General features: G+C 38.0%; 25 protein-coding genes and 1 other annotated feature (1 of these 26 only partly in view). Of the genes, 22 read left to right on the top strand and 3 right to left on the bottom strand.

Going from position 1 to position 24,943, the window contains the following annotated elements; all coding sequences use genetic code 11:
- Nucleotides 1-26: 26 nt before the first annotated feature.
- Nucleotides 27-1,748 (top strand): sensor domain-containing diguanylate cyclase, encoded by a 1,722-nt coding sequence (locus tag ACJ004_RS18960; protein WP_410894705.1) that lies wholly within the window; start codon nucleotides 27-29, stop codon nucleotides 1,746-1,748.
- 105 nt (nucleotides 1,749-1,853) lie between these two features.
- Here the strand turns inward: ACJ004_RS18960 and ACJ004_RS18955 are convergent, their stop codons facing one another.
- The 3 genes from ACJ004_RS18955 to ACJ004_RS18945 are packed head-to-tail and all read right to left on the bottom strand — an operon-like array spanning nucleotide 1,854 to nucleotide 3,934.
- The gene (locus ACJ004_RS18955; RefSeq protein WP_410894704.1) at nucleotides 1,854-3,041 is read right to left on the bottom strand and encodes a hypothetical protein; all 1,188 of its coding nucleotides are present in this window, start codon (nucleotides 3,039-3,041) and stop codon (nucleotides 1,854-1,856) included.
- The gene (locus ACJ004_RS18950) at nucleotides 3,041-3,478 is read right to left on the bottom strand and encodes a type II secretion system protein (protein ID WP_410894703.1); all 438 of its coding nucleotides are present in this window, start codon (nucleotides 3,476-3,478) and stop codon (nucleotides 3,041-3,043) included. Before ACJ004_RS18950 ends, ACJ004_RS18955 begins: the two co-directional genes overlap by 1 nt.
- A gap of 18 nt (nucleotides 3,479-3,496) precedes the next feature.
- Nucleotides 3,497-3,934, bottom strand: a complete 438-nt coding sequence (locus tag ACJ004_RS18945) for a type IV pilus modification PilV family protein (protein WP_410894702.1) — start codon at nucleotides 3,932-3,934, stop codon at nucleotides 3,497-3,499.
- Between the two features lie 352 nt (nucleotides 3,935-4,286).
- Between ACJ004_RS18945 and ACJ004_RS18940 the strand changes: the two genes are divergently transcribed.
- The 21 genes from ACJ004_RS18940 (at nucleotide 4,287) to ACJ004_RS18840 (ending at nucleotide 24,843) form a co-directional block, all read left to right on the top strand.
- Nucleotides 4,287-5,054 carry a hypothetical protein gene (locus tag ACJ004_RS18940; RefSeq protein ID WP_410894701.1) on the top strand — a complete coding sequence of 256 codons (768 nt, stop codon included), beginning with the start codon at nucleotides 4,287-4,289 and terminating at the stop codon, nucleotides 5,052-5,054.
- A 21-nt stretch (nucleotides 5,055-5,075) separates the two neighbouring features.
- A complete protein-coding gene (locus ACJ004_RS18935; RefSeq protein ID WP_410894700.1) occupies nucleotides 5,076-6,398 on the top strand; it encodes a G5 domain-containing protein in 1,323 nt (440 codons plus the stop codon).
- A 15-nt stretch (nucleotides 6,399-6,413) separates the two neighbouring features.
- A complete protein-coding gene (locus ACJ004_RS18930) occupies nucleotides 6,414-8,075 on the top strand; it encodes a GspE/PulE family protein (protein WP_410894699.1) in 1,662 nt (553 codons plus the stop codon).
- A 10-nt stretch (nucleotides 8,076-8,085) separates the two neighbouring features.
- Nucleotides 8,086-9,135, top strand: coding sequence for a type IV pilus twitching motility protein PilT (locus ACJ004_RS18925; protein ID WP_410894698.1), 1,050 nt, complete (start codon nucleotides 8,086-8,088; stop codon nucleotides 9,133-9,135).
- Nucleotides 9,128-10,345, top strand: coding sequence for a type II secretion system F family protein (locus ACJ004_RS18920; RefSeq protein WP_410894697.1), 1,218 nt, complete (start codon nucleotides 9,128-9,130; stop codon nucleotides 10,343-10,345). Before ACJ004_RS18925 ends, ACJ004_RS18920 begins: the two co-directional genes overlap by 8 nt.
- Before the next feature lie 134 nt (nucleotides 10,346-10,479).
- Entirely contained in the window at nucleotides 10,480-10,974 is a 495-nt protein-coding gene (locus tag ACJ004_RS18915; RefSeq protein WP_410894696.1) for a type II secretion system protein, read from the top strand.
- Between the two features lie 2 nt (nucleotides 10,975-10,976).
- On the top strand, nucleotides 10,977-11,732 hold the full coding sequence (locus tag ACJ004_RS18910; protein WP_410894695.1) for a prepilin peptidase: 756 nt from the start codon (nucleotides 10,977-10,979) through the stop codon (nucleotides 11,730-11,732).
- Between the two features lie 16 nt (nucleotides 11,733-11,748).
- Nucleotides 11,749-12,744: a type IV pilus biogenesis protein PilM gene (gene pilM / locus ACJ004_RS18905; RefSeq protein WP_410894694.1), complete on the top strand. Its 996-nt coding sequence runs from the start codon at nucleotides 11,749-11,751 to the stop codon at nucleotides 12,742-12,744.
- A complete protein-coding gene (locus tag ACJ004_RS18900) occupies nucleotides 12,744-13,574 on the top strand; it encodes a hypothetical protein (RefSeq protein WP_410894693.1) in 831 nt (276 codons plus the stop codon). The genes pilM and ACJ004_RS18900 overlap by 1 nt, the downstream gene beginning before the upstream one ends.
- Nucleotides 13,571-14,335, top strand: a complete 765-nt coding sequence (locus ACJ004_RS18895; protein WP_410894692.1) for a hypothetical protein — start codon at nucleotides 13,571-13,573, stop codon at nucleotides 14,333-14,335. The genes ACJ004_RS18900 and ACJ004_RS18895 overlap by 4 nt, the downstream gene beginning before the upstream one ends.
- A 98-nt stretch (nucleotides 14,336-14,433) precedes the next feature.
- Nucleotides 14,434-15,549, top strand: a complete 1,116-nt coding sequence (locus ACJ004_RS18890) for an SPOR domain-containing protein (RefSeq protein WP_410894691.1) — start codon at nucleotides 14,434-14,436, stop codon at nucleotides 15,547-15,549.
- A gap of 206 nt (nucleotides 15,550-15,755) precedes the next feature.
- The gene (locus ACJ004_RS18885) at nucleotides 15,756-16,328 is read left to right on the top strand and encodes a Maf family protein (protein ID WP_410894690.1); all 573 of its coding nucleotides are present in this window, start codon (nucleotides 15,756-15,758) and stop codon (nucleotides 16,326-16,328) included.
- A 43-nt stretch (nucleotides 16,329-16,371) separates the two neighbouring features.
- Nucleotides 16,372-17,061: a RadC family protein gene (radC, locus tag ACJ004_RS18880; RefSeq protein ID WP_410894689.1), complete on the top strand. Its 690-nt coding sequence runs from the start codon at nucleotides 16,372-16,374 to the stop codon at nucleotides 17,059-17,061.
- 161 nt (nucleotides 17,062-17,222) lie between these two features.
- Nucleotides 17,223-18,245, top strand: a complete 1,023-nt coding sequence (locus ACJ004_RS18875) for a rod shape-determining protein (protein WP_410894688.1) — start codon at nucleotides 17,223-17,225, stop codon at nucleotides 18,243-18,245.
- An 84-nt stretch (nucleotides 18,246-18,329) separates the two neighbouring features.
- The gene (mreC, locus tag ACJ004_RS18870; RefSeq protein WP_410894687.1) at nucleotides 18,330-19,211 is read left to right on the top strand and encodes a rod shape-determining protein MreC; all 882 of its coding nucleotides are present in this window, start codon (nucleotides 18,330-18,332) and stop codon (nucleotides 19,209-19,211) included.
- Nucleotides 19,208-19,726, top strand: a complete 519-nt coding sequence (gene mreD / locus ACJ004_RS18865) for a rod shape-determining protein MreD (protein ID WP_410894686.1) — start codon at nucleotides 19,208-19,210, stop codon at nucleotides 19,724-19,726. The genes mreC and mreD overlap by 4 nt, the downstream gene beginning before the upstream one ends.
- 331 nt (nucleotides 19,727-20,057) lie before the next feature.
- The gene (gene minC / locus ACJ004_RS18860) at nucleotides 20,058-20,738 is read left to right on the top strand and encodes a septum site-determining protein MinC (RefSeq protein WP_410894685.1); all 681 of its coding nucleotides are present in this window, start codon (nucleotides 20,058-20,060) and stop codon (nucleotides 20,736-20,738) included.
- Between the two features lies 1 nt (nucleotide 20,739).
- Entirely contained in the window at nucleotides 20,740-21,543 is an 804-nt protein-coding gene (minD, locus tag ACJ004_RS18855) for a septum site-determining protein MinD (RefSeq protein WP_410894684.1), read from the top strand.
- A gap of 160 nt (nucleotides 21,544-21,703) precedes the next feature.
- Nucleotides 21,704-22,486 carry a peptidoglycan DD-metalloendopeptidase family protein gene (locus ACJ004_RS18850; protein WP_410894683.1) on the top strand — a complete coding sequence of 261 codons (783 nt, stop codon included), beginning with the start codon at nucleotides 21,704-21,706 and terminating at the stop codon, nucleotides 22,484-22,486.
- The gene (locus ACJ004_RS18845; protein WP_410894682.1) at nucleotides 22,479-23,345 is read left to right on the top strand and encodes a M50 family metallopeptidase; all 867 of its coding nucleotides are present in this window, start codon (nucleotides 22,479-22,481) and stop codon (nucleotides 23,343-23,345) included. Before ACJ004_RS18850 ends, ACJ004_RS18845 begins: the two co-directional genes overlap by 8 nt.
- 40 nt (nucleotides 23,346-23,385) lie before the next feature.
- Nucleotides 23,386-24,843, top strand: a complete 1,458-nt coding sequence (locus tag ACJ004_RS18840; RefSeq protein WP_410894681.1) for an Rne/Rng family ribonuclease — start codon at nucleotides 23,386-23,388, stop codon at nucleotides 24,841-24,843.
- Between the two features lie 73 nt (nucleotides 24,844-24,916).
- Nucleotides 24,917-24,943, top strand: a sequence feature (ribosomal protein L21 leader region); it runs 55 nt beyond the window's last position.

Here is a 24,943-nt window from a genome sequence, read left to right as displayed (position 1 = left end):
TTTATAAAACAGTAAGGAGGATAAGCATGGAAGTGAAACCGTCCATTAAGAACGCGATTTTTCTTACCTGGTTTCTAATGGTTCCCGCTGGAACCTGGTTCACCTATAAGACTTATCCTCCACATATATCTGGGCAATGGTTAGATATCTTTGCATTTTTGCTTTTAACCTGTGTGGTTGCTTCGATGCCAATTGTCATTAATGAGATGTTTATATTCTTAATCCAATGGGTGGCGCTTGCTACCTTTTTAATGTTTGGTTTATTTGTTGAAATCATTTTTGCACAAATAGCAGTTTTTGTAGTACTGACTAAGTCAAGAATTCTCCGAAACGGTGAATTATTCCGCTTGCCACTTAACTTGAATATGTTCTTTATAGTTTCCTTTACCAGCGGTATTGCTTATTACCTGTTTGGTGGACAGACAGGTCCTGACTTTGCTTACGACACCAAATCAATGTGGCTTGCCTTCTTATATGCAGTCGTAAGTTATTCAGTGAATCAAATTATCTTTTCATGTAATCTTCGCCTTGTCTATAAAAGCAAAGAATCTTATTTTGGAAAGGATTTCATTGTTGAGACCACGACGACTTTCATCACCTTTCCGATTGGGTTTGTGTTGTATATCCTTTATAATCAGGTCGGAAGTTTAGCCCTGTTGTTTGTAGGGATCCCTTTTGTTAGTTTATCGATGATTTTCAGACTCTATTACTCTAGTGAAAAAATCAATGAATATTTACAAAAGGCTGCAGAGATTGGACATCAGATGGCCGAGCGTCTAAAAGTTGATGATGTGGTTGAGTTGTTAATTCAAAAGGTTAGTGAAATGCTACCAGTTGATTATGCTTATATCCTTGAGGTGTCAAAGAATGATGAGCTTATATTGGTTCGAGGGATCGAAGATGGCATGCCCAATAGTTTACCACCTGTGAAAAAAAGTCAAGGAATTAGCGGGATGGTTTGGGGTGAGCAAGAAACTTTCTTATACACAGCAAGGAAAGAGTGGCATCAATATTCAAATGGGCATCTACCTGATGATGCTGAAAGTATTCTTGGTGTACCGATCGTGAGAAGCAAGAAAGTAATTGGCGTATTATTACTTGCATCGAAGCGAAAGCGTGCCTTTGAAAAGTTCCAGCTTATGATTATTGATATCCTTTGTTCTCACTTTGCGGTTGCCATTGAAAATGCCAAGCATTATGAACTCACAAAAATGCAAAGTGAACGCTGCTCGTTAACAAAACTGTATAATTATCGCTATTTTGAAAATCTGCTATCCGAAGAATATGAAAAATTAACCCGGTTCGAGCGCCGAACGCTATCATTAATCATTCTTGATATTGACCATTTTAAACAAGTTAATGATTCGTATGGGCACCAAAGCGGCAATGAAATCCTGTCTGAGCTGGCAAACCGGCTAAGTAAGCTAATTGAACATACGCATGGAACCGTCGCTCGATATGGCGGAGAAGAATTTGTCATTCTTTTACCTGATACATCAAAAGAAGCTGCCTTCGTAATGGCAGAACAAATAAGGCGAATGATCGCCAATTGGCCATTTACAATCAAACAGTCCTTAGATGTTGAAAACACACAGCAGAAGGTCATGATTACTGCCTCGATTGGGGTAGCTACGGCACCTGAGGATGCGGAAGACTCCTTAGCACTAATCCGCCATGCAGACAGAGCACTTTATGTTGGTGCGAAAAGAGCTGGTAGGAATCGGGTGGCGGAGTATTCGTCGTGTTAAGTAGATGTTAAATAGGTCTTTACTTCAAAAATTGAGTTTATATGAAAAATAGAAAAAGTACACATTCTTGTGAATTTCCTTGAATGTGTACTTTTTTACTATCAATTAGTATTCATAGTTAACACTATTTAGTAGTTTATCTTCCCAAGTAATGTCCACAGGTGGAGTGGATGGGTTTCCACATTTTTGTTTAAACACAGCGTCTGTTACATTTCCTTTTACAATTAAATTACCAGTGATTGTCTGTTTTTTCGCAACAGTTAATGTTCCTCCGACACACATCGTTGAACCACTAGGGATAGTTAACTTCCCACCGATAATTGCATTTCCCCCGACATAAACGATGGAATTACCAGCTAATTCGAAATGCCCATTGACGGTTAATATCCCACCAATATAAACCTTTGAGGCAGTATCTAACCTAAATTGGCTATCAAACGTTGCATTTCCCTTACTTTCAAGGAACAAAGTGGAGGCATTATTGGCATTCTTTCCTAAATAAAAGGAATTTTCTGTATGGATTTTCATATTTGTCATGCTATTGGCATTTCCATTAATGGTAAAAACACCTGTCGGATAGGAGGAATAAATAAGCTTATTGCTAAGTCCGTTGATATTATCGGAATAGGTTTTAAGAGTATCAACTAATGTTTCGGTACAAGCGATATTAAATGTGACAGGATTTTTACAGGTACTTTGAACATTTATAGGTAATGGAACCGTGCTAAAGGTAGGTAGAACATAAGTAGAAGAAACTCCACTAGTTCCATTTAGACCACTAATGACGGGAGTAAAGCCAAGCTCGGTACTAAGTGTGGTACTTTTTCCATTCTCGACACCATTAATTTTCAAAAGAATTTTCTTATCTTTGCTCACATCAAAATAGTTACTTTCTTGAATGGAAAATGAAGAATTTGGTTTTCCCTCTAACGAAACAGAACTTCGCTCCGAAGCAAGCCCTTGTCGAATGGCTTCTTTCATTAACGAGACTCCTAGGCTAACATAATAGTCCTCAGTTTTAAGTCCGGTAGCTCGATCCTCTCGATCCTGTTCGATTCTTGCTTTTACTTGATCATTAACTGATTGTTTGTTAGCTTCATATATATTTTGTACTGCAACCTGATAATAGGATATGCCCATTTCAGCCAATGCTACTGACTTGGAGTTCTTCTCGACTACCTGATTTTGTTTAACACTGCTAAAAGATAGTCCCACAAATGATAAGAAAATAATCATCGAGATTGTTATTATTAATAAAACAGTAACGAGTGTATACCCCTGCTCATTCTTCATCAAAATCCACCATCCTTTAAACGATAGAGTAATGTGGTAATCTTGATACTGTTATTAGGGTCATTACGATCTGATACAGTAAGAATTAAATTTTTATCCTCCTGCCCTGGAATTACAATCCCTGAAAGATTTATTGAATAGCATAATTTGGTATTGGTAAATAGCTGGGTTTGTGTACTATCGTCTTTATTGGTAATAGATACATTTATTTCACAATTTGAATTGCTAAGGACATATTGTTTAGATTTTTGATGGATTTTTATCAATTGTGTGTTCAGGATATTTGCTTCTTGTTGTATAAAATTTTTAGAAATAGATTTTTGTGAATAGTTAACGCTTTGGGATAGGGTACTAACAATAATAATACCAATAAAGGAGACGATAGCTATAGAAACCAATAACTCGATAAATGTTAATCCACGGTGGTTACGGATCAATAAAATCATCTCCTCTAATCAAAATCTAATGTAACCATATATTTCACTGACAACAGAATTTCTTTTATTCAAAAGTTGGATCTCAATATAATGGACTTCAAATGGAGAAGCTGTTGCAGCCGAAGTTAAGTCAGTTGTTTGCTTTATTTTTATATTTGCAGTAAATTCACCTTTAGTTGTTGTACAGTAGTAATAATCACCTTCAGCTTTAACAAATCCAGGCAGACTTCCAGTTGTTGGGTCTTCAAGATAATTTTGCACTTCAACGGAGTTTTGCCAATCTATTAATAATTGTTTAGCCGTATTTATAGCTTGGGTTTTATCCTCATTTACCTTATTCATAAGTCCCATTTGTGGAAATAAGCGCAAAATTGATAAAAATATAATCGATAAAATGACTAATGATACAAGTACCTCGATTAAAGTAAACCCTTTTTCATTATTATTTATTTCCATCTATTCCAATCCCTTCAAGGGTGAATTCATAATAAGGTTTTGTTTTGGAAGATTGAGTGGGTCTCAAAGAATTCAAGAAGATATCTATCTTATAATAGGACAAAAATACTATAATTATCAACTAACAAATATAGATAGAATTATAGAGAGGAAGAGTTTAAGTAGAAAACATTTGAAAATACTGCCAGAAAATTATCTTGATCCTGCTGCTTTTAAAATATTTAATAGTATTATACAATATTTTGTGGAAGAATTTTGTCTATTTTTAATAGAAATGATCAAATAATTAAATAATTTAAGATAAAATGTAGATTAATAGTATTAATGATGATAGATAGGTTGTGAATCTAATATGTCGATTATTTGGGCCTTTGGTTCTATGATAATTCTAATGTTAATAATTTTCGTTATACCGCTGGGTTTCACTTTCAAAGGAAAGCTATTGGCAGTTTTGGCAAGTTTTTTACTTGGACTAGGAGGTCTTGCGGCTGCTTCAACTTTCCAATTATGGGAAACGGCAATGATGTTAGTAGCACTCATTTTTTTTACAGCTTATTTCATGAACAAACGCATTGGTACTTTGCTGTTTAAAGAAGTACCCTTAATTGAAGAAGAGCTATCTGACGAGTATTTTTTCAATGCTTCAGTTTCACAAAGTGAACTAGAAAAGACTACTAAACCCTTTGACCTTAAGGATAAAACAATAGTTGAACATACACTTGCAAATGTGACTGATAGTAGAGATCTTTTGACAAGATATGGACTTGAAAAAAATATTGAGGATGAAAAAAATCTTTATGATGATGACATTTCATTTTTACTTAAACGGAATTTAGAAGATGAAGTTATAGAGAATTTTCCAGAAATTGAACCTGAAATTGGGTATTTGTCTGATATTGAGTCATTACTCGTTGAAGCATTAGAAGAACAAGTTGACCAGATTGAAGAAATAAATCAAAGCACAACAATCATCCCTAATAAAATGGATTTTAACTATGAAGATATTTTAATCGAAGATTCTACATTTGATTTTTTACTGGCACCTAAAGAAGTGGCTGTGAGTAAAGATGAAGTTCTTGATGAAATTAGCGCCATAAAAAAAATTAGTTTGCAAAAGTAGTATGAAGGGAGGCAAATACATTTGGGCAAAAATCAGCAACTCATAAAGTTGTTTTTTGTTTTATTTATTGGAACCACATTTATTTTCGGCTTCTCTCATTATGGTGTGAAAGCATTTGAAAAAATAACAAATATAGATGGAGAATTTTCCGAAGGGACAACAATAGGTCCATTAAATGTTTCAGGGAAAACAGAGGATGAAGCAATTAGTCTATTAGAGGAAAAGTATTTGGATTGGCTTAAGAAAACGTCTATCGAACTACAGTACGGAGAAAAAACTGCTCCTTTTAATTTAAACCAATTTCATCTTGATGCCCAGCAAACAGTCAACTCCATGAAGGATGGTCAATTAAATCCTGCAATCATTACTGTTGATAAAGTTCAGGTTGAAGAACAATTAGGGCTACTCTTTCCTCAGATTAAAACGAGTGACGTTGATGCGGACAAGCTTACCAAGAATCTAAACTCCACTGCTGCACTTTTTGAATTTGGTTCACAGACTATCGACCTTTTTAATGGTTTCTTACTTTCAGACGATATCAAAAAGGAGTCAGTCGTAAACACTGCAGTAGTTGAAATAAAAGATATACCGTTAGGTTTGCAATCAATTATAGAGAAGAATCCTGAAATAGAAATTGCCGCAGAATCTACTTTTTCACTACTCGAGTTTGCTAAGAAACAAAAAATTGATGATATTGATTCATTAAACTTGATGGCAACTGGAATTTATCAAGTAATTCTGCCCTCAAACTTTTCAATTGTAGAAAGAAACATCAATAGTAGTTTACCAGATTATTCTAGTTTAGGATTCGAAGCTAAAGTTAACCCGATCAAAAAGGCGGATTTTGTGATTACGAATCCAAATAAAGCGAAGTATATTCTTACACTACACCTGGAAAATAACCAGTTAAAGGTTGAGATGAAGGGTGAAAAATTAATTTATACTTATAAAATAAGCACAAAAGATGAACAAAAATTAGCACCTAAGACTATCATTCAATATAGCCCACTGCTACTTCCAGGTAAAACAAAGATACAAACAAAGGGAGAAGAGGGTCAGATTGTTAAGGTATATCGCGAAATATATCAAGGTGACCAACTTATTAAGACTGAACTAATTTCTGAGGATTATTATCCACCTATATATCAAGTGGAAATACATGGACTTGAAGGCACGCAAGAAACCACACCAACCATTGATTCATCTGGTACTCAGGTTGATACAACTAATCAGTCTGTTGAAACAACCACAAACAATAACCATACAGCGACAACTTCTGATCCAGAACAGCAAGATACAAATGAAAGTAAAATTTGGGGAAACACGAATGAACAACCAAAATAAAAAGCAGGGATGAATATGAGGCAAGCACGTAAAAGACTTGGTGATTTATTAATTGAAGAAGGATTAATTACAGTTGAGCAGCTTCAAACTACCCTAGAAGAAAAGAGTCCGACTCAAAAAATTGGAGAGGCTTTATTGGACAGAGGCTTAATAACCGAGCAACAGTTAATTGAAGTGTTGGAATTTCAACTCGGTATCCCACATATTAGCCTTTTTAATTATCCATTTGAAACAAACCTTTTTTCACTTATCTCAAAAGAATCAGCAAGAAGGAATTTAATTATTCCGTTAAAAAAAGATGGAAATAAATTATTTGTGGCTATGGCTAATCCTATGGATTTCTTTGTTATTGATGACTTACGTTTGTCAACAGGATTTCAAATAGAGCCTGCGATTGCCACAAAAGACGATATTCTTAGATCTATTAACAAATATTATGATGTGGATGATGCATTCGACGAACTGTTGGATGAACTTCAGCATAATGACAAGGGACGAGTTGATGATGTAACCGACCTTGACTCACCAATTGTCCGCCTAGTGAATCAGATTTTGTCTAATGCAGTCATCCAAAGGGCTAGCGATATTCATATGGATCCTCAAGAAACCAAGGTTGTTATCCGCTACCGAGTTGATGGTGTTCTTCGGGTGGAACGTGTTCTCCCGCGTCATATGCAAAGCGTGTTAACCGCTAGAATAAAAATTATGTCTAAACTGGATATTACTGAACACAGAATTCCCCAAGATGGGCGGATTAAATTAAATCTTGAGTTTCATCCAGTTGATCTTCGTGTATCCACGCTGCCGACTGTGTATGGTGAAAAAATAGTCATGCGGATTTTGGATATGGGCTCAACATTAAATGACATTAATAAACTTGGTTTTAATTCTCTTAATGCGAAAAGATTTGCTGAAATGATTGAAAAGCCTACTGGTATCGTCCTTATTACAGGTCCAACAGGATCAGGTAAATCTTCGACCCTTTATGCAGCACTAAACAAACTGAACAGCGAAGCAGTCAATATCATTACAATTGAAGATCCTGTCGAATACCAACTGGAAGGAATCAGCCAAATTCAAGTGAATCAAAATGTAGGTATGACGTTTGCAGCAGGACTAAGATCGATTCTTCGTCAAGATCCTAATATTATCATGGTGGGAGAAATCCGTGATAGAGAGACAGCAGAGGTGGCGATTCGTGCCTCATTAACCGGACACTTAGTACTAAGTACTCTTCATACAAATGATTCAATCGGTACAGTTACGAGATTAATAGACATGGGGGTTGAGCCGTTCTTGCTTGCTTCCTCTTTAAGCGGTATTGTAGCACAGCGCCTTGTCCGTAAAGTATGTCGGGACTGTACGGAAATTCAAGAACCCTCAAAGCGTGAAATTGAAATTTTTGCTAAACGTGGGATGAAAGTAGATAAAATATCCCGAGGAAAAGGTTGCTCTTCTTGTAACATGACCGGTTATAAAGGCAGGATTGCCTTACATGAGGTTTTAGTAATAAATGATGAAATGAGCAGGGCAATGATGAACGGCGAATCCTTTCAAAAACTAAAGGAATTAGCTAGTAAAAATAAAACAATCTTTTTAATTGACGATGGATTATTAAAAGTCAAACAAGGGTTAACAACAACCGAAGAAGTATTACGTGTAGCGATTCTAGAGTAGGAGTGCGAACATGAAAGAAAAAATCGACGCAATACTGCGTGCTGCAATTGAATATAAAGCTTCGGATGTACATCTAACAGTCGGTGTTCCTCCTGTTATGAGAATTAATGGGGACCTTAAAAGGTACGGGACAGACAATTTACTACCAGCCGATACGGAAGCAATGGCAAAAGCCATTATTCCTGAAAATATGTGGGATGTTTTTAAGGATAAAGGGGAGCTCGACTTTTCATATGGTGTGGCGGGAAGTTCACGCTTTCGTGTCAATTCCTATCATCAGCGGAAAAGTGTCTCAATTGCCCTAAGGGTAGTGTCATCAAAGGTTCCATCCATAGAGGAGTTAGACTTGCCAGAGATTGTCTCACAACTAGTGGAAAAGCCCCAGGGACTTATTCTTGTTACTGGTCCAACTGGCAGCGGGAAATCAACAACACTTGCTTCGATGATTGACTATATGAACCGGACAATGCGGAAGCACATCATAACTTTAGAGGATCCAATTGAGTATCTTCACCGCCATGGAAACTCAATTATTGATCAACGTGAGGTTGGTTTTGATACAAATAATTATGCAAGTGGATTAAAGGCGGCACTTCGGCAAGATCCAGATGTTATTCTTGTCGGTGAAATGCGGGATTTAGAGACGATGTCAATTGCCATAACTGCAGCTGAAACAGGACATCTTGTATTAGGTACACTGCATACTTCGAGTGCACCGACAACCATTAATCGGATTATTGATGTGTTCCCATCGGCACAACAGCCTCAAATTCGTGTTCAGTTAGCGTCGGTCCTCGTTGGGGTCATTTCTCAGCGATTATTTCCTACAGCAGATAAAAAAGGAAGAAAAGCTGCAACTGAGATTATGGTAAATAATCCTGCGATAGCCAATTTAATAAGGAATGAAAAGGTTCATCAAATTCAAAGTACAATGCAAACTTCCCGTGCCCAAGGAATGCATACACTTGAAATGAGTATTCGTGACCTTCTTGATCGAAAACTGATTCAAAAAGAATCAGCGACCCAATATTTGCACGAAAAGATGATGATGAATGGCTAGATATAAATATGAAGGCCGGGATCGTAGAGGCAAAAAGCAGGGCACTGTTCATGCTGGCTCCAGGCGGGAAGCGATGCTCAAGTTGAAGGAAGAAGGGATCCGAGTCATTGGGATGACTGAAGTCCCTGAGACCATAATGACTAAGGATATATCAATAGGAAATCCAGTTAAAATACAGCATTTTGTCATTTATTTAAGACAATTTTCGACGTTAATCAGGGCAGGGGTGACGGTTGTCGAAGCAACCGCCATTCTTGCATTACAAACAGATAGTAAAGCACTTAAGAAGGCATTGTTAGACGTTGAACAGGAATTACGGGAGGGTAATCCACTCTCTGAGGCGGTCTCGAAACATAAGAAAATCTTTACTCCGATGTTCATTAATATGGTTCGAGCAGGCGAAGTCAGCGGGAGTTTAGATGAGACGCTCGAGCGCTTAGCCGATCATTTCGAAAAGCAGCACTATACAAGACAAAAGATTGTTTCTGCCTTAGCTTATCCTGCTGCCGTTGGAATTATTGCGATCGTCGTTGTCATCTTTCTACTTGTAGCTGTCGTGCCAACTTTTGTAACGATGTTTGCTGATTTAGGTGGACAACTACCTGCAATTACAAGGATTGTTCTTTCCGCAAGTGATTTTATGCAATCATTTTGGTGGTTAGTAGCTATATTTATTTTTTTAATTGTATTTGCCATAATTACTATTAATAAAAATATTAGAACGAAATACTATTTTGATTATTTTCTGCTCAGGATGCCTATCTTTGGTAACCTGTTACAAAAAGCAGCCCTTGCACGGATGATGAGGACGCTTAGTTCTTTATTCACTAGTTCTGTACCGATACTTCAAGCGATGTCGATTGTTGAAAAGGTAGTAGAAAATGAAGTTATCGCGAAAGTCATTCAAGAATCACGCGACTCACTGGAAAAAGGACGGTCCATGACAGAACCGATGAAAAGCCATTGGGCCTTTCCGCCTTTGGTCACTCAAATGATTGTGATTGGTGAAGAAACAGGTGCACTTGATGCGATGCTTTCGAAAATTGCTGAATTCTATGAGAAGGAAGTAGAAACAGGTACTGATCGCTTGAAATCGTTAATTGAACCAATCATGGTTGTTCTTTTGGCAGGATTGGTTGGGACGATTGTAGCAGCAATTATGGTCCCAATGTTCACTATGTTCGACCAGTTTCAACAGAACAATCAATAATTGCAAAAAGAATAAGAAATTCCCGACGGAATATGACAAAATACCATAAAATCTTCTTTTCTTTTCATTGTCAATTACTGTATACTACAAGAGTAATTATTACTAGGTTCATAGAACCATAAGGAGCTGGAATAATGCGTCAAATCTTAAAAAATAAGCTTAAAAATCAAAAGGGTTTTACCCTTATCGAATTACTTGCAGTTATTGTTATTTTAGGTATTCTTGCTGCCATTGCAGTACCATCAATTTTAGGGTTAATTGATAATACTAAAAAAGATGCACACGTAGCTAATGCTCAACAAATGGTATCTGCTGCTAAGATGGCAATTGCTAATAATGCAGATTTGCAATCCGGCGATAAATTTTTAACTTTGGAATACTTAGAAGACGCAAAATATCTTGATACAGTAACTGACCCTGATAAAACATCAAATGGATATACAAAAGGTACTAACAATACACTTGCTGAAGTCAAAGCACTTAATGCTGCTCCAACTACAGGTTCATATGTAAAGGTTGTTAGTGGCGCTGTTTCTGAAGTTAAACTTGTAAATGCTACAAGAGGTGTTCAAGGAGATAGTGCTGTAGCAGTAAGCGCTACTAATTTAACAAGAGATAATGTTAAATAAAAATGATCCTCTTTTTATTGTTTATTTATGGTATCATAATTGGTTCCTTTCTAAATGTAGTAGGTCTAAGGGTCCCATTAAAAAAATCAATCGTAACACCACGGTCAGCATGCCCAAAATGCGGGCACCAATTAAAAGCACACGAACTCATCCCTGTGGTTTCATATATAATTCAAAGAGGAAAATGCCGCGGCTGTCAGTCGCGGATTTCTCCTATCTATCCGACTTTTGAACTACTTACAGGGATTCTGTTTGCAACTGCACCACTAGTGATCGGGTGGTCTGGTGAATTGTTAGTTGCACTTTCACTAATTTCGATGTTTATGATTATCATTGTTTCAGATATTCACTATATGCTCATCCCTGATAAAATTCTCATTTGGTTTGCAGGGATTTTTTTATTGGAGCGTATACTTTGGCCGCTTAGCCCATGGTGGGACAGTATCCTTGGTGCAGTAACAGGTTTCAGCCTCCTTTTACTTATTGCTGTTGTCAGCAAGGGTGGAATGGGAGGCGGGGATGTGAAACTTTACGCACTGCTTGGCTTAGTCCTTGGATTTAAGCTTGTCCTCTTATCTTTCTTTCTCTCAACATTATACGGTGCAGTAATTGGTGGATTAGCCTTACTTTTTAAAATCGTCAAAAGACGGCAACCCATTCCATTTGGACCGTTTATTGCTGCAGGTACACTAACCGCCTATTATTGGGGAACAGAAATCATTGACTTTTACTTACGTTTTCTAAATAACGGAAATTAATTAAGGGGTTATTTATATGGCTTTTTCCCTCTTCACATCCAAAAACCGAATAGTTAACCTGGTGGTCAATGACCATTCGATTCGTTTTCTTGAATTGAAACAAACAAACCCCCCAGGAGCACAAAAATGGGGAGAACGCCTGCTTCCACCAGGAATTATTAGTAATGGGAAAATTATGGATATTGATTCCCTAGCGATTATTTTAGATGAATGTATTGATGATTGGAAGATTAAGCGACGTTCGGTCCGCTTTATCGTACCAGATCAGCTAGTCATCATCCGAAAAGTAACGGTTCCAGCAGAAATCCTGGAAGATGAAATGAAGGGCTATCTGTATTTGGAACTAGGATCAAGTATCCATTTACCTTTTGAAGAACCGATATTTGACATTTTTCCACTGTCGAATAATGGGAAGACAAAGGACCTTCTCCTGTTCGCGGCACCAGAACAGCATGTAATGGAATATGCCAACTTATTTACTAGTTTGAAATTAAATCCAATCGCAGCGGATATTTCACCACTTGCACTCTACCGTCTATTTCATGAGCTTGGTCAAGCAAATCAAAATGAAAAACTTATTATTGTTCAGTTTGATTTAACAAGTGTTAACTTATGTATATTTGAAGATAGTGTTCCTGTTGTTATGCGCCCATTCGCATTACCCTTTAACTCCGAACAGTGGGATATTAAACGGGACAACTTAGGCAAGGTGGAAATTAAATTTATTGGTGATACAAATGATTTGGTCCTTCAGTTTGAAGATATTTTTAAAGAATTACTTAAATTACTTGATTTTTATAGATACTCACTAAGCAAGGAAAAACAGGATGTATCTAGGTTCCTGCTTACTGGTGACCATCCAATGCTTCAAGCAATCAAAGATGAAATGAAAGAAAGATTTGAAGCTCCAGTTGATTTGTTATCTCTAGATGCAATATCGAATGGAAAAACAGGAAGCTTACCGGCTAACTTTTTACTATCTTTAGGTCTTGCTTTAAAAGAGGTGAAATAATGTTAGTAGATATTAACCTGCTTCCGCAAAAGGAACCAAAAAAATATAGTTTCATTATTACATTATCTAGTTTACTTGTACTGACAGTTCTAATAGGTGGTTTTTATTTTTGGAAAGCACAAATAATAAAAAATGAATTAGCTTCATTAGAACAACAAATTTCGAGTACTCAAAAAATTGTTGAAAAAGAAAATCAAACTAGCGAAACAGGCGCTTCAGCAGGTTCTGTTAACCAATTAAAAAGCGCAATTCAATGGGCTAACGAATATCCTATTCAAACGGTACCAGTAATGCAGCATCTTACCTCTCTATTGCCAGAGCGTGGTTTTATTCTTTCTTTTGGTTACACAGAAACTGGAGCAGTATCACTGTCGGTTCAATTTGACACGGCAAGGGAAGCGGCATACTTCTTAGACAGCCTCAATCACTCTAAATGGGTGGAAGAAGCAAGTCTGAGTTCTTTATCTGCAGCGCAGTCTAAAGCCGAAAGCAATGCTACTAATAATGAAGTAGCTTCAAATAGCCAAGAAAATACAACAAGTACAACAACAGGTTCTGCGAATCAAACGATCACTGATGCTAATTCAACCGTTGTAAATCAAAATAATGCGGTGACTGATTCAACATCTAATCAGAATACCTCTACTAATACAACAAATACCACCGTAAATCAAAATATAGAAAATAACACAATATCATCTTCAGACAGTTCTACGAGTAATATTGTGCCTCGTTATACAGGACAATTTGAAATTAAATTTAATAAAGAGGCCATTAAGAAAGATATCAAAGACAAAGATCAAAATGAGGAAGGAGTGAAGGGTTCATGAAGCTTCATTTCTCCCTAAGAAACAAACTTATAATTGGAACCAGCACTCTTTTGTTAATATTACTCATTGCATATGCCCAATTTTTTATCCTAACACCATTGAATACTGAAGTAGGAATTAAGACGAAATCCTTAGAGTCCGAACAAAAGCTATTAGAGGTTGTTAGTCAAAAAAAGGTTAGCACTGCTGAAGGAAATACTGAAGATACAAGGGGGCTTCAGAAAAGAGTCCCTGTCCAGCCGCTTCAAGAACAGCTCATATTAGATTTAGAAAAAGCAGAAAACATTTCTAATAGTAAAATTTCTGCCATGAGCTTTAGTAAAGATGCGGATGCGGCTTCAACCAATGATCAAACGAATCCGGAAAATGCAAATGCTGGTCAAACAACGGCTGATCCCAATACTGTAAATTCGAACTCAGAAAATCAGCAAACTGGCTCGGCTGCACCAACTGGATTAAAAAAGTTAACAGTCCAGCTTAGTGTGGAATCCCCAACTTACAAGGATTTAGAAAAGTTTATTGAAACTCTTGAATCGTTGCCAAGGATTGTTGTTGTCGACGCGATTACTTATTCTGGTGGTCAAGAAATAACTAGTTTGTCGCAAGAGGAACAGCCAATAAGCTACAGTCTGACTGTTTCAGCTTTTTACATGCCTGACTTACAAGACCTAGAAGCTGAACTTCCAGAAATAGATGCACCAGAGCCAGCAAATAAAGAAAATCCACTTAGCCAGTTTTCCGATACAACAGGATCTAATTAACATCATGGCAAACTAGTAAATAATTTGGCGAAAGTCTACGATAACAAGACGACAAAAGTCTTGTTATTTTTTTTTTCTCTTATGATAGGATGAAATCAATGACCCATCGGAAGAGAGAGGAGTACGGTTTAGTGGACAAGCCTAATAAAGGCAATACAATTAAGATAAAATTAAATGGAGAAACCCCGCCCCATCAAGAAATTCCTCTAAAAAAAGAGGATGAAGCCAATAATGACGTCATCCCTAAAGTGATAAAAATAAATAGGGAGAATACAGAATCAGAATCGGATGTTTTTAGTGAGACGGCGGCTGCACAAGAGTCGGTTGACGAAAGTTTCGACTGGATTATCCCTGAATCCTCTGATCATGACATTGAGGAGTTTAAAATTGTCCCCAGTCAAACTAGCAAAAAAACTGTCCTTCCAAAAATAACAACCTTTTCAACAAACACTAAAAAGAAAAATGGCCGTCCTTTTGGCACGATCTTAATTTCGGCAGCCTTCGCCATCCTGATTGGAACAACTATTGGAGTGGTTATGCTTAAGTTAGTGATAACCCCCCCATCTAATAAGGCGGTAACGACCGAACCAATAGAGGTCACAGAAAAGCCTGTCAGCACGGAGACGAAAACGTCGGAAGGCAAGAATACTTCCTCTGCGGCCATATCGCAGTTAACGACTTATGTCATTCAAGGCGGGGTCTTTTCATCAGAAGCTGGTGCTAAAGAAATTTCTTCCAATCTATCAAAAAGCGTGCCATCCCGAGCAGTGGAAATGGATGGAAAGTATTATTTATTTCTCGGTGTAGCAGATTCGATTGAAGAAGCGAAGGCATTAGGAGCCCAATATAAAGAAAATGGAGTTAAAGATGTATTTGCCAAGCCATTGTTATTAGAGGAAAAAAAGTTTTCTAATCTCACGGATAAAGAAAAGACTTTCTTAAAAACAGTCCCGACTATTTATCAAACGTTATCTCTTACTACATCCAATGCACTCGTGACCAAGGACCTTTCTGAGGATGAGAGCAATGTTCTGTCCGATATTGATGCAACATTAAAAGGTAGTGTGAAAAATGAAAAGATAAAAGATCTAAAAGCAGAATTAGTTAGTGCGAATGAAAAAGTAAAGTCATATCAAGAGTCAAAAGAAGAGAAAAATCTTACGGAAGCACAACAGCATTTATTAAACTTCCTGTCGATATATTTTTCTAATTAATCAATATCGACAGTCCTCGATATTTTCCGGGAAATAAGGCCTATCGAATTCTTGATAGGCCTTTTTGTTCTGCTCATAACAGAAATAATCCGCATAATTTTACAAATTCCATCAAAATTTAATTATATAAAAATTGTTTGCTATTACAATTTCTGATACGATTGAATTGTATCTCCCTAATACGTACCAAAAGGTCAGGTGATCGAATGCAGAACCTCATTTTAGCCTCTTCTTCTCCACGGCGAAAAGAACTTCTAGAAACTCTCCGTTTAACATTCGCGATCTCAAGCAGTGAAGTTGATGAAAGTTTTGACCCAGCTCTCTCTCCTAAAGAAGTTGTGATGGAGTTAGCCGATCGTAAGGCACAATCTGTTTTTAAAGAAAATCAGGACGCCTTTGTGATTGGCTCGGACACAATTGTTGTAGCGAATAATCAAATCTTAGGGAAGCCCGCAGACGAAGCAGAAGCTTTTGCTATGTTAAAAAGCTTGTCAGGTAAGCATCACGAAGTTTTTACAGGAGTATCAATTGTGTCTCCAACCGGTACGACAAAGTTTTATGAAAGAACAGAAGTTTGGTTTTGGGAGTTAACGGACGACTCAATACGGGCGTATGTAAAAAGTGGTGAACCGCTTGATAAAGCAGGTGCATATGGCATTCAACAACTCGGAAGTATGCTTGTCAAAAAAATAAACGGAGACTATTTTGCGGTTGTCGGACTGCCTGTTTCACGATTGATAAGAGAATTGAAAAAGGCAGGCTACCAGTTGCCGTATTAAACTTTTTTGTTCATTAACTCCCTTAAAAAAGGGAGGAAAAAAAGTGTCCACCAATACATTAATGATCCGTGATTTCCCTCAAGATGAAAGGCCGAGAGAACGCTTTATTCAACATGGGCCACAAAGTTTATCGAATCATGAACTAGTCGCTATTTTGCTGAGAACTGGAACAAAAGACGAATCTGTTCTGCAATTATCGAATCGGCTATTAACCCATTTTGAAGGGTTACGTACTTTAAAAGCAGCTACCTTAGAAGAAATGACCGAGATCAAAGGGATTGGTTCAGCCAAGGCTGTTCAAATCCTTGCCGCTGTCGAAATTGGCCGAAGGATTGCCAACCTGGATTATAAGGACCGATATGTGATCCGCTCCCCGGAAGACGGAGCAAAGTATGTAATGAATGATATGCGCTTTTTATCACAAGAGCATTTTGTTTGTATGTATTTAAACACCAAAAACCAAGTCATTCATAAACAAACCATTTTTATTGGAAGCTTAAACGCCTCGATTGTCCACCCTAGAGAGGTGTTCCGCGAGGCTTTAAAGCGGTCCGCGGCATCCATCATTGCGGCACATAATCATCCTTCTGGGGATCCGGCTCCAAGCCGTGAGGACATTGAGGTGACCAAGCGGCTTGTCGAATGCGGAAAGATCATTGGCATCGATTTACTTGATCATTTGATTATCGGGGAGAATAAGTTTGTAAGTCTTAAGGAAAAAGGGTATTTATAAACTATGAATTTATTTAACGTTGAGTTATAATAATGCTTATGATTTTTTAGGACTACTTAAGTACTAACTAGATAAATATTAAGAAAAAAGACATGATATTAGAGTGATTAATTACCTATTAGAGTTTTTGCATTAAGGTTCAGAAAGGGAGATACAAAACTATGTTTGGAATTAGAGCAAGAGATCTTGGGATTGACTTGGGGACTGCAAATACCCTTGTATATGTAAAAGGAAAAGGAATTGTCCTGCGTGAGCCTTCGGTTGTGGCGATGCAAACAGATACAAAAAACATAGTCGCAGTTGGTAACGACGCGAAAAATATGATTGGGCGGACACCGGGGAATATTGTCGCATTAAGACCGATGAAGGACGGAGTTATCGCTGATTTTGAAACAACAGCGGCAATGATGAAGTACCATATTCGTCAAGCCCAGAAAAGTAAAAATGTATTTGCTAGCAATCCTTATGTCATGGTTTGTGTTCCCTCAGGGATTACGGCCGTTGAGGAAAGGGCTGTGATCGATGCAACGAGACAGGCAGGCGCAAAGGATGCGTATACGATTGAAGAGCCATTCGCTGCAGCAATTGGCGCCAATTTACCTGTGTGGGAGCCAACTGGCAGCATGGTCGTTGATATTGGCGGGGGAACCACTGAGGTGGCCATCATTTCATTAGGTGGAATTGTTACAAGCATATCTATTCGCGTAGCTGGCGATGAAATGGACGATTCCATTATTACTTATATAAGAAAAAACTATAACTTGATGATCGGGGACCGGACCGCGGAAGCTATTAAAATGGAAATTGGCTCTGCAGGGGACCCTGAAGGCGTCGACAATATGGAAATTCGCGGGCGGGATTTATTAACAGGTCTGCCAAAGACGATTGAAATAACCGCCAAAGAAATTGCCGGAGCTTTAAGAGATACGGTCTTTGCAATTGTCGAAGCAGTCAAGAATACCTTGGAAAAAACACCACCGGAACTTGCCGCTGACATTATGGACCGCGGGATTGTTCTAACTGGTGGGGGGGCATTACTCCGTAATCTGGACAGGGTTATTAGTGAAGAAACAAAAATGCCTGTTCTAATTGCCGAGAACCCGCTTGATTGCGTTGCGATCGGTACTGGTAAAGCGTTGGATCATATTCATTTATTTAAAAACAAATCAAGAGATTCTCGTTAAATTCATTTGTGCCATGAGCACATGTATCGAATATCGAAATTTACAAACTATACTTTTTATCTAGAAAAATAGAGGTGTATAATCATGCCACAGTTCTTCCTGAATAAACGTCTGATTATTTTGCTTGTCAGCATCATTGTTCTCGTGGCATTGATTGGGTTTTCTTTAAGGGAGAGAAGCAAACTATCCTGGCCGGAGCAATTTCTAAAAGATACCACCGGCTGGGTTCAATCCCTGGTTTCAAAGCCTACCCATTTTGTGACAGGCTTTTTTGAAAATCTTCAGGACTTGCAAAATACATACGATGAGAATAAGGAATTAAAATCGCGGGTCGAAAATCTTGTTAATCTTGAAGCTCAAGTTCAAGAGCTTAAACAAGACAATGTAGAATTACGTGACATTCTCGGTGAAAAAAGAACCCTGAGAGACTTCAAACCATTACCAGCTACCGTAATTGGCAGAAACCCTGATCGTTGGCATGAAATGATTATTATCGACAAAGGCAAATTAAACGGCATCGAAAAAAATATGGCGGTCGTTACGGCAACAGGCCTGATTGGAAAAGTAAAAAATGTAACACAATTTAGTTCAACCGTACAACTGTTAAGTGCAATGGATCCTAAAAATCGTATTTCAGCGGTTATTCAGGGCAAAAAAGATGTTTACGGGTTTGTCCAGGGATTTGATGACAAACGAAAATTGCTATTAGTTAAGGCCATTCCATCAGGAGAAAAAATTGAAAAAGGTCAAAAAGTTATTACTTCTGGCCTAGGTGGTGTTTTTCCAAAAGGACTGCTGATTGGAAAAGTGGTTGAGGTTACACCCGATCAGTATGGCTTAAATCAAACGGCTTTAGTACAGCCTGGGGCGGACTTTTATGATATTGAAAATGTCATTGTCATAAAAAGATTAATGACCAAGCCAGTTAATATGGAAACAACAGACGGGAAGGGGCAGGATTTGTGAGAAAATTCCTTCTTCCTCTTTTATTTCTTTTACTTTTTATTGTAGAAAGTCTTTTTGTGGAGTATTTACCGGAAAAAGTATTTGGGTTTGAACGAATATTCGTTCCCCACTTTCTTTTTATTGCCCTTTTGTTTTTAACGATTTTTGTCGGAAAAAAACATGGAATCATTTTTGCGGCCATTTTTGGACTGTTATTTGACATTGTTTATGTCGAAATTATTGGCATTTACTTATTTCTTTATCCATTTATCTCTTATCTTATTTATAAACTACTGCAGGTTTTGCAAGCCAATATTATTACAGCATTTCTTGCGGCTCTTCTCGGGATCTCATTATTAGAAATTGGTGTTTATGAAATGAACTATTTAATCCATGTTACAGACCTTGATTTTATCGGCTTTATGAACTTGCGTTTTTACCCAACCCTTATATTAAATGCAGTGGTTACGCTTATTGCTGCCTATCCATTAAAGTGGCTATTTGAAAAACATTCAGAAGCAATAAGGGCTGATTGATTTTTTCAAAGGCTCTTTTCGTAAACTTTGTTGCTTTTGGAGCTTTATAAGGGTCATAACTTAAGTTTCTAGGCAATTTTCGCAAAAGTTTTTACGAAAGTGCCACGAAGCATATAGTTATACGGGTTGATAAACTTATACGAAAAACAACAATCTATGCGAAAATAGCCTTTTCAAAAAAAGAGGAGAATGGACGCATCATGTCGAAATTTAATTAGGATAGTATGACTATTGATTCGGAATAAGCAAGAGGGATTTCCAATCCCTCTTGAAATAGACAGGAATGGCTTGTTTCGAAATTGCTTTCTTATTATGAGGTGAAAAAATCTCCATGAAAAAACGGCAAAATGTTACAATAAAAGGGACGAAGGAAGGTCTTGTCCTTCATCTTGATGATAGCTGTTCTTACGAAGAACTAAAAAGGGAACTTGACCATAAACTTTCAGCAAACTCAAGGACGCAGGATGAGCGTCATTTAACTTCTGTTAAAGTGGAAATCGGTAACCGCTATTTAACAGAACCGCAGAGGGAAGAACTTAAAGACTTAATTCGCCAAAAGAAAAATTTTGTGGTTGATGATATTGAATCTAATGTAATTACAAAGGATGAAGCTGAGCAGTTAATAGCTGAAACGGAAGTAATGACTGTTTCTAGAATTATTCGTTCCGGACAAGTCCTCGAAGTACCTGGTGACTTGCTGTTAATTGGCGATGTTAATCCTGGTGGAACCGTTATTGCAGGTGGAAACATCTTTATAATGGGAACATTAAAGGGTATTGCACATGCTGGCTGCTATGGGAATGATGATTCAGTCATTGCCGCATCTAGTATGAAGCCATCTCAGCTTCGAATTAGTGATTGTTTAAATAGTGCACCTGACAGCATACATAACAATGAAAAACGGGAAATGGAATGTGCTTACATCGATGATAACCGTCAAATCATTGTTGATAGATTACAAGTTTTAATCCAATTAAGACCTAATTTAACGAGATTAGAAGGGGGACATTAAAGTGGGAGAGGCAATCGTAATTACATCCGGTAAGGGTGGTGTGGGAAAAACAACAACTTCTGCTAATATCGGCACATCATTAGCCCTTCAAGGAAAAAAAGTATGTTTAGTAGATACAGATATCGGTCTTCGTAACTTGGATGTTGTTATGGGACTTGAAAATAGAATTATTTATGATCTTGTCGATGTCGTCGAAAAAAGGTGTAAAGTCCATCAAGCCCTAGTTAAGGATAAGCGGTTTGAAGGGTTATTATATTTATTGCCAGCCGCACAAACTGTTGATAAATCCGCTGTAAAGCCAGAGCAAATGAAAGAACTAATCATAGAATTAAAGCAAGACTACGATTATATCATTATTGATTGTCCAGCAGGTATTGAACAAGGTTTCCAAAATGCAATTGCTGGAGCTGATAAGGCGATTGTTGTGACAACGCCAGAGGCTTCTGCCGTTCGTGATGCTGACCGCATTATTGGCCTGCTTGAAAAACAACCAAACATGGAGTCTCCAAAATTAGTAATCAATAGGATCCGAAATCATATGGTGAAGAACGGAGATATGCTCGAGATTGATGAAGTTACTCAGCATCTTTCGATCGAACTGATTGGCATTGTTGCCGATGATGATGAGGTTATTAAAGCTTCCAACCACGGTGAACCGATTGCCCTCAATCCTAATAACAAAGCATCGATTGCTTACCGAAACATTGCGAGAAGAATTCTTGGTGAATCGATTCCGCTACAGTCGCTTGAAAATACTGAAAAGGGCGTCTTTACAAAAATTAAAAAGTTCTTTGGTGTGCGGTAAAAAAAGCGGAAGCGACACTGAACCTAGCCTATGTTCACTGGTTTATATATCTTTACCAGCCTGTCTACTCACTTGTGGACAGGTTGTTTTATTTTAAAGACATACTCTTCAATCCCCCTTCATAGACTTGTACAAATTAGTGTGAAAAGGGTGGATGGAAATGGCGCGGTCTACACCGGAAGAAATTCGGCGACGAATCGCCAAGCGAAAAAATGATAAAGGAACAACTGTAAAAAGTCTTGACCCCCAGCTTGCTTGGCCTAGTGATGATGAAAAATATGGCTTTAATCAGTATACCCCACCAGGAGATAGTAGTAATGGAGATGACGGGCATCCATTATTTAAGAAGGAAGTCTTCTTTTTCAAAATATTGTCTTCTATCCTCCTGTTTTTAGTGATTGCCATATTATTTCGGAATCATACGACTGCTTTTGATCCAGCAAGAGATGTGGTCATGAAAACAATGGATAAGGATTTTAAGTTCGCGACAGTATCAAACTGGTACGAAAGCAAGTTTGGAAAGCCTTTGGCACTCCTACCTTTTTCTGATAAAGACAAAGTAGGGAAAAAAGAGGTCGCTGACACCCAGTTTTCTGTCCCAGCAATGGGGAAAATCCTTGAAAACTTTGAAAAGAATGGGCAGGGCATTATGATTGAAACAGGAAAAGGGGCGTCCGTACAAACGATTAATGAGGGCTTCGTTATGTTTGCAGGTGTAAAAGACGGTCTTGGGAAAACGGTCGTCATTCAACATGCTGATAAAACGGAAACATGGTATGGTAATTTAGAGGAAATCAAGGTTAAATTATATGAATATGTTGAAAAGCGAACAGTGGTTGGTACGGTCTCTGGATCCGCAGATGATGATAAAGGTAAATATTACTTTGCAATTAAAAAAGACGATAAATTTATTGACCCAATTCAGGTGATTCGCTTTGAATAGAGTCATACAATTACTACGTCTTATTACTATTCACCCATTGTTATGGATTGTCATTGCACTTGCAGTTGCAACCGCTCATTTCCTTGAGGTGTGCTTATTGCTGGGAATTATTCTTATTCATGAATTGGGGCATGCGGCTGCGGCTTCTTTTTTTTCCTGGAGAGTCAAAAAAATCACCCTGTTGCCATTTGGGGGTGTTGCCGAAATGGATGAGCATGGCAACCGACCGTTAAAGGAAGAAACCATTGTCGTACTTGCAGGGCCGCTTCAGCATGTGTGGATGGTGGCTTTAGCCTATGGACTGGTTAGCATTAACCTGATGCCTGTTGACCTTTTCCAACTATTCTTAAGCTATAATCTGATGATTTTTATATTCAATCTCTTTCCAGTATGGCCGCTTGATGGGGGGAAACTGGTATTCTTACTACTTTCATTAAAGAGTTCCTTTCCGAATGCCCATCGTATAACGCTCATCCTTTCTTTGGTCAGCCTATCAATCTTTTCGCTGATGATCGTTATAGCTGCCCCAACCCATATCAATGTATGGATCATCATCGCCTTCCTTTATTTTTCGCTCTACCATGAATGGAAGCAGCGCCGCTTTATCTTTATGAGATTTTTATTAGAGCGCTACTATGGGAAGAAATCAAGTCTGCAAACCTTGAAACCAATTGAGGCCAATGAAGAGGATTTACTCATTCACGTCCTAGAAAAGTTTCAACGCGGCTGCAAACATCCAATCATTGTTGAAGCCGATGGCAAGGAAAAAGGTATGTTAGATGAAAATGAGCTATTGCATGCCTATTTTACCGAGAAACGATTAACAGACAAAATCAGCGACCTTCTCTTTTCTTACTAACTAACGGTATAATGTAAAGAAAAAAAGTGAGGTTGCGTTTTTGGAAACATTAATTATTAATTACAATTCACGGGAAAAGCGATTTGCTTATCTGAAAAACAACCGTGTGGAAAATATCATCTTTGACCGGCCAGAGCATCGATCGCTGGTCGGTAATATTTATTTTGGGACTGTGACAAAAGTTTTACCTGGAATGAATGCGGTGTTTATTGATATTGGCGAAGAGAAAAATGCGTATTTACACCGAGATGTCCTTCCTTCGTATCTCTTATCAACTGATAAACAAAAGAATGTTAGCTCGTTCGTCCATCAGGGTGAAAAAATGCTCGTTCAGGTTGACAAGGATGCAACCGGTACAAAAGGAGCCCGAGTAACGGGGATTATTGAAATCGCGGGCCCTAATCTGATTTACATGCCAAAGGGCCGTTATGTAGCAGTTTCAAAAAAAATTGCTGATGAACGACAACAAGCGAGTCTTCGTCGAATCGGAAATCACTTAAAGACAGAAGAAGAAGGGATCATTTTCCGGACGTCAGCACTATCAAGTACGGAAGAAGAAGTCCATTCCGAATTAGTGTCCCTCCGCGAGCAGCATCAACAACTACTGCAAAAAACTGCCGCCCTAAAAAAGCCAGGGATACTTTTTCAAAAAGATAGCTTCGTTGAAATGATTTTGGACCAAGTGGATAGAATGACGGATGGAGAAGTTATCGTCGATGACTTACCACTAAAAAGGCTGACCGAAGAGCAAAATGATCGGGTTAAACATAGTTATTACAATGGAAAAGAGAATATTTTTTCTGTACATAATATAGAGCATGAAATTGATAAAGCTCTGAAGCGCATTGTCTGGCTTGATCATGGCGCCTACCTGATTTTTGATGAAACCGAAGCGTTAACCATCATTGATGTAAACACTGGTAAATTTTCCGGGAAGACAGATTATCAGGAAACAGTATTAAAGACGAACCTATTGGCTGCGAAGGAAGTAGTAAGACAACTGCGTCTGCGCGATATTGGCGGAATCGTCCTCATCGATTTCATCGATATGAAACGTGAAAAGGACAAGCAAGTCATTCTCAATCTAATTGAATCGGAATTAACTAAGGATCAAAAAAGAACAAAAGTTATGGGCTTTACCCCGTTAGGCATACTTCAACTGACACGAAAGAAAACAAAGGTCACCCTTTCAGAGGCGTTGGAGGTGAAGTGTCCTGTTTGTGATGGGACGGGCCGGATCCTCAGTCCAGAAACATTAGGCTTTAGGCTTGAGCGAGAGTTACTTGAGCACCGCTATTCCGAATTTGAGGCTGTCTTGGTGGAAACAACCGCTGAAGTGAAAGATCAGCTTCTAGGACCTAATGAAGCCCATCGAGAATCATTAGAAGAGTTCTTACATTTTAAACTGTACTTTTCGATTCAACCATCTAACCGCCATTTTTATGTATTAAAGCAGTTCGGCAATGTGAACGAGATCGCTCCAAAAGAATTGGAATGAAACTGATCTTCCTAAATTTCTATTGACACTTTTGCCTAGAATATGTTAGGATTTTAATGTTATGTTTGTAGCACCCGTGCTACAACCGCACAGAACAGGT

The organism is Neobacillus sp. 204 (genome assembly GCF_046562815.1).
Taxonomy (GTDB): Bacteria; Bacillota; Bacilli; order Bacillales; family Cytobacillaceae; genus Neobacillus.
This window is presented reverse-complemented; position numbering and strand designations above follow the sequence as displayed.

Coding starts and splice junctions, on each gene's coding strand:
- ACJ004_RS18910 (WP_410894695.1), top strand. CDS start 10,977: ATGATCCTCTTTTTATTGTTTATTTATGGTATCATAATTGGTTCCTTT.
- ACJ004_RS18885 (WP_410894690.1), top strand. CDS start 15,756: ATGCAGAACCTCATTTTAGCCTCTTCTTCTCCACGGCGAAAAGAACTT.
- ACJ004_RS18945 (WP_410894702.1), bottom strand. CDS start 3,934: ATGGAAATAAATAATAATGAAAAAGGGTTTACTTTAATCGAGGTACTT.
- ACJ004_RS18930 (WP_410894699.1), top strand. CDS start 6,414: ATGAGGCAAGCACGTAAAAGACTTGGTGATTTATTAATTGAAGAAGGA.
- ACJ004_RS18895 (WP_410894692.1), top strand. CDS start 13,571: ATGAAGCTTCATTTCTCCCTAAGAAACAAACTTATAATTGGAACCAGC.
- ACJ004_RS18850 (WP_410894683.1), top strand. CDS start 21,704: ATGGCGCGGTCTACACCGGAAGAAATTCGGCGACGAATCGCCAAGCGA.
- ACJ004_RS18925 (WP_410894698.1), top strand. CDS start 8,086: ATGAAAGAAAAAATCGACGCAATACTGCGTGCTGCAATTGAATATAAA.
- ACJ004_RS18900 (WP_410894693.1), top strand. CDS start 12,744: ATGTTAGTAGATATTAACCTGCTTCCGCAAAAGGAACCAAAAAAATAT.
- ACJ004_RS18890 (WP_410894691.1), top strand. CDS start 14,434: ATGACCCATCGGAAGAGAGAGGAGTACGGTTTAGTGGACAAGCCTAAT.
- ACJ004_RS18875 (WP_410894688.1), top strand. CDS start 17,223: ATGTTTGGAATTAGAGCAAGAGATCTTGGGATTGACTTGGGGACTGCA.
- ACJ004_RS18940 (WP_410894701.1), top strand. CDS start 4,287: ATGTCGATTATTTGGGCCTTTGGTTCTATGATAATTCTAATGTTAATA.
- ACJ004_RS18920 (WP_410894697.1), top strand. CDS start 9,128: ATGGCTAGATATAAATATGAAGGCCGGGATCGTAGAGGCAAAAAGCAG.
- ACJ004_RS18915 (WP_410894696.1), top strand. CDS start 10,480: ATGCGTCAAATCTTAAAAAATAAGCTTAAAAATCAAAAGGGTTTTACC.
- ACJ004_RS18960 (WP_410894705.1), top strand. CDS start 27: ATGGAAGTGAAACCGTCCATTAAGAACGCGATTTTTCTTACCTGGTTT.
- minC (WP_410894685.1), top strand. CDS start 20,058: ATGAAAAAACGGCAAAATGTTACAATAAAAGGGACGAAGGAAGGTCTT.
- ACJ004_RS18955 (WP_410894704.1), bottom strand. CDS start 3,041: ATGAAGAATGAGCAGGGGTATACACTCGTTACTGTTTTATTAATAATA.
- mreC (WP_410894687.1), top strand. CDS start 18,330: ATGCCACAGTTCTTCCTGAATAAACGTCTGATTATTTTGCTTGTCAGC.
- pilM (WP_410894694.1), top strand. CDS start 11,749: ATGGCTTTTTCCCTCTTCACATCCAAAAACCGAATAGTTAACCTGGTG.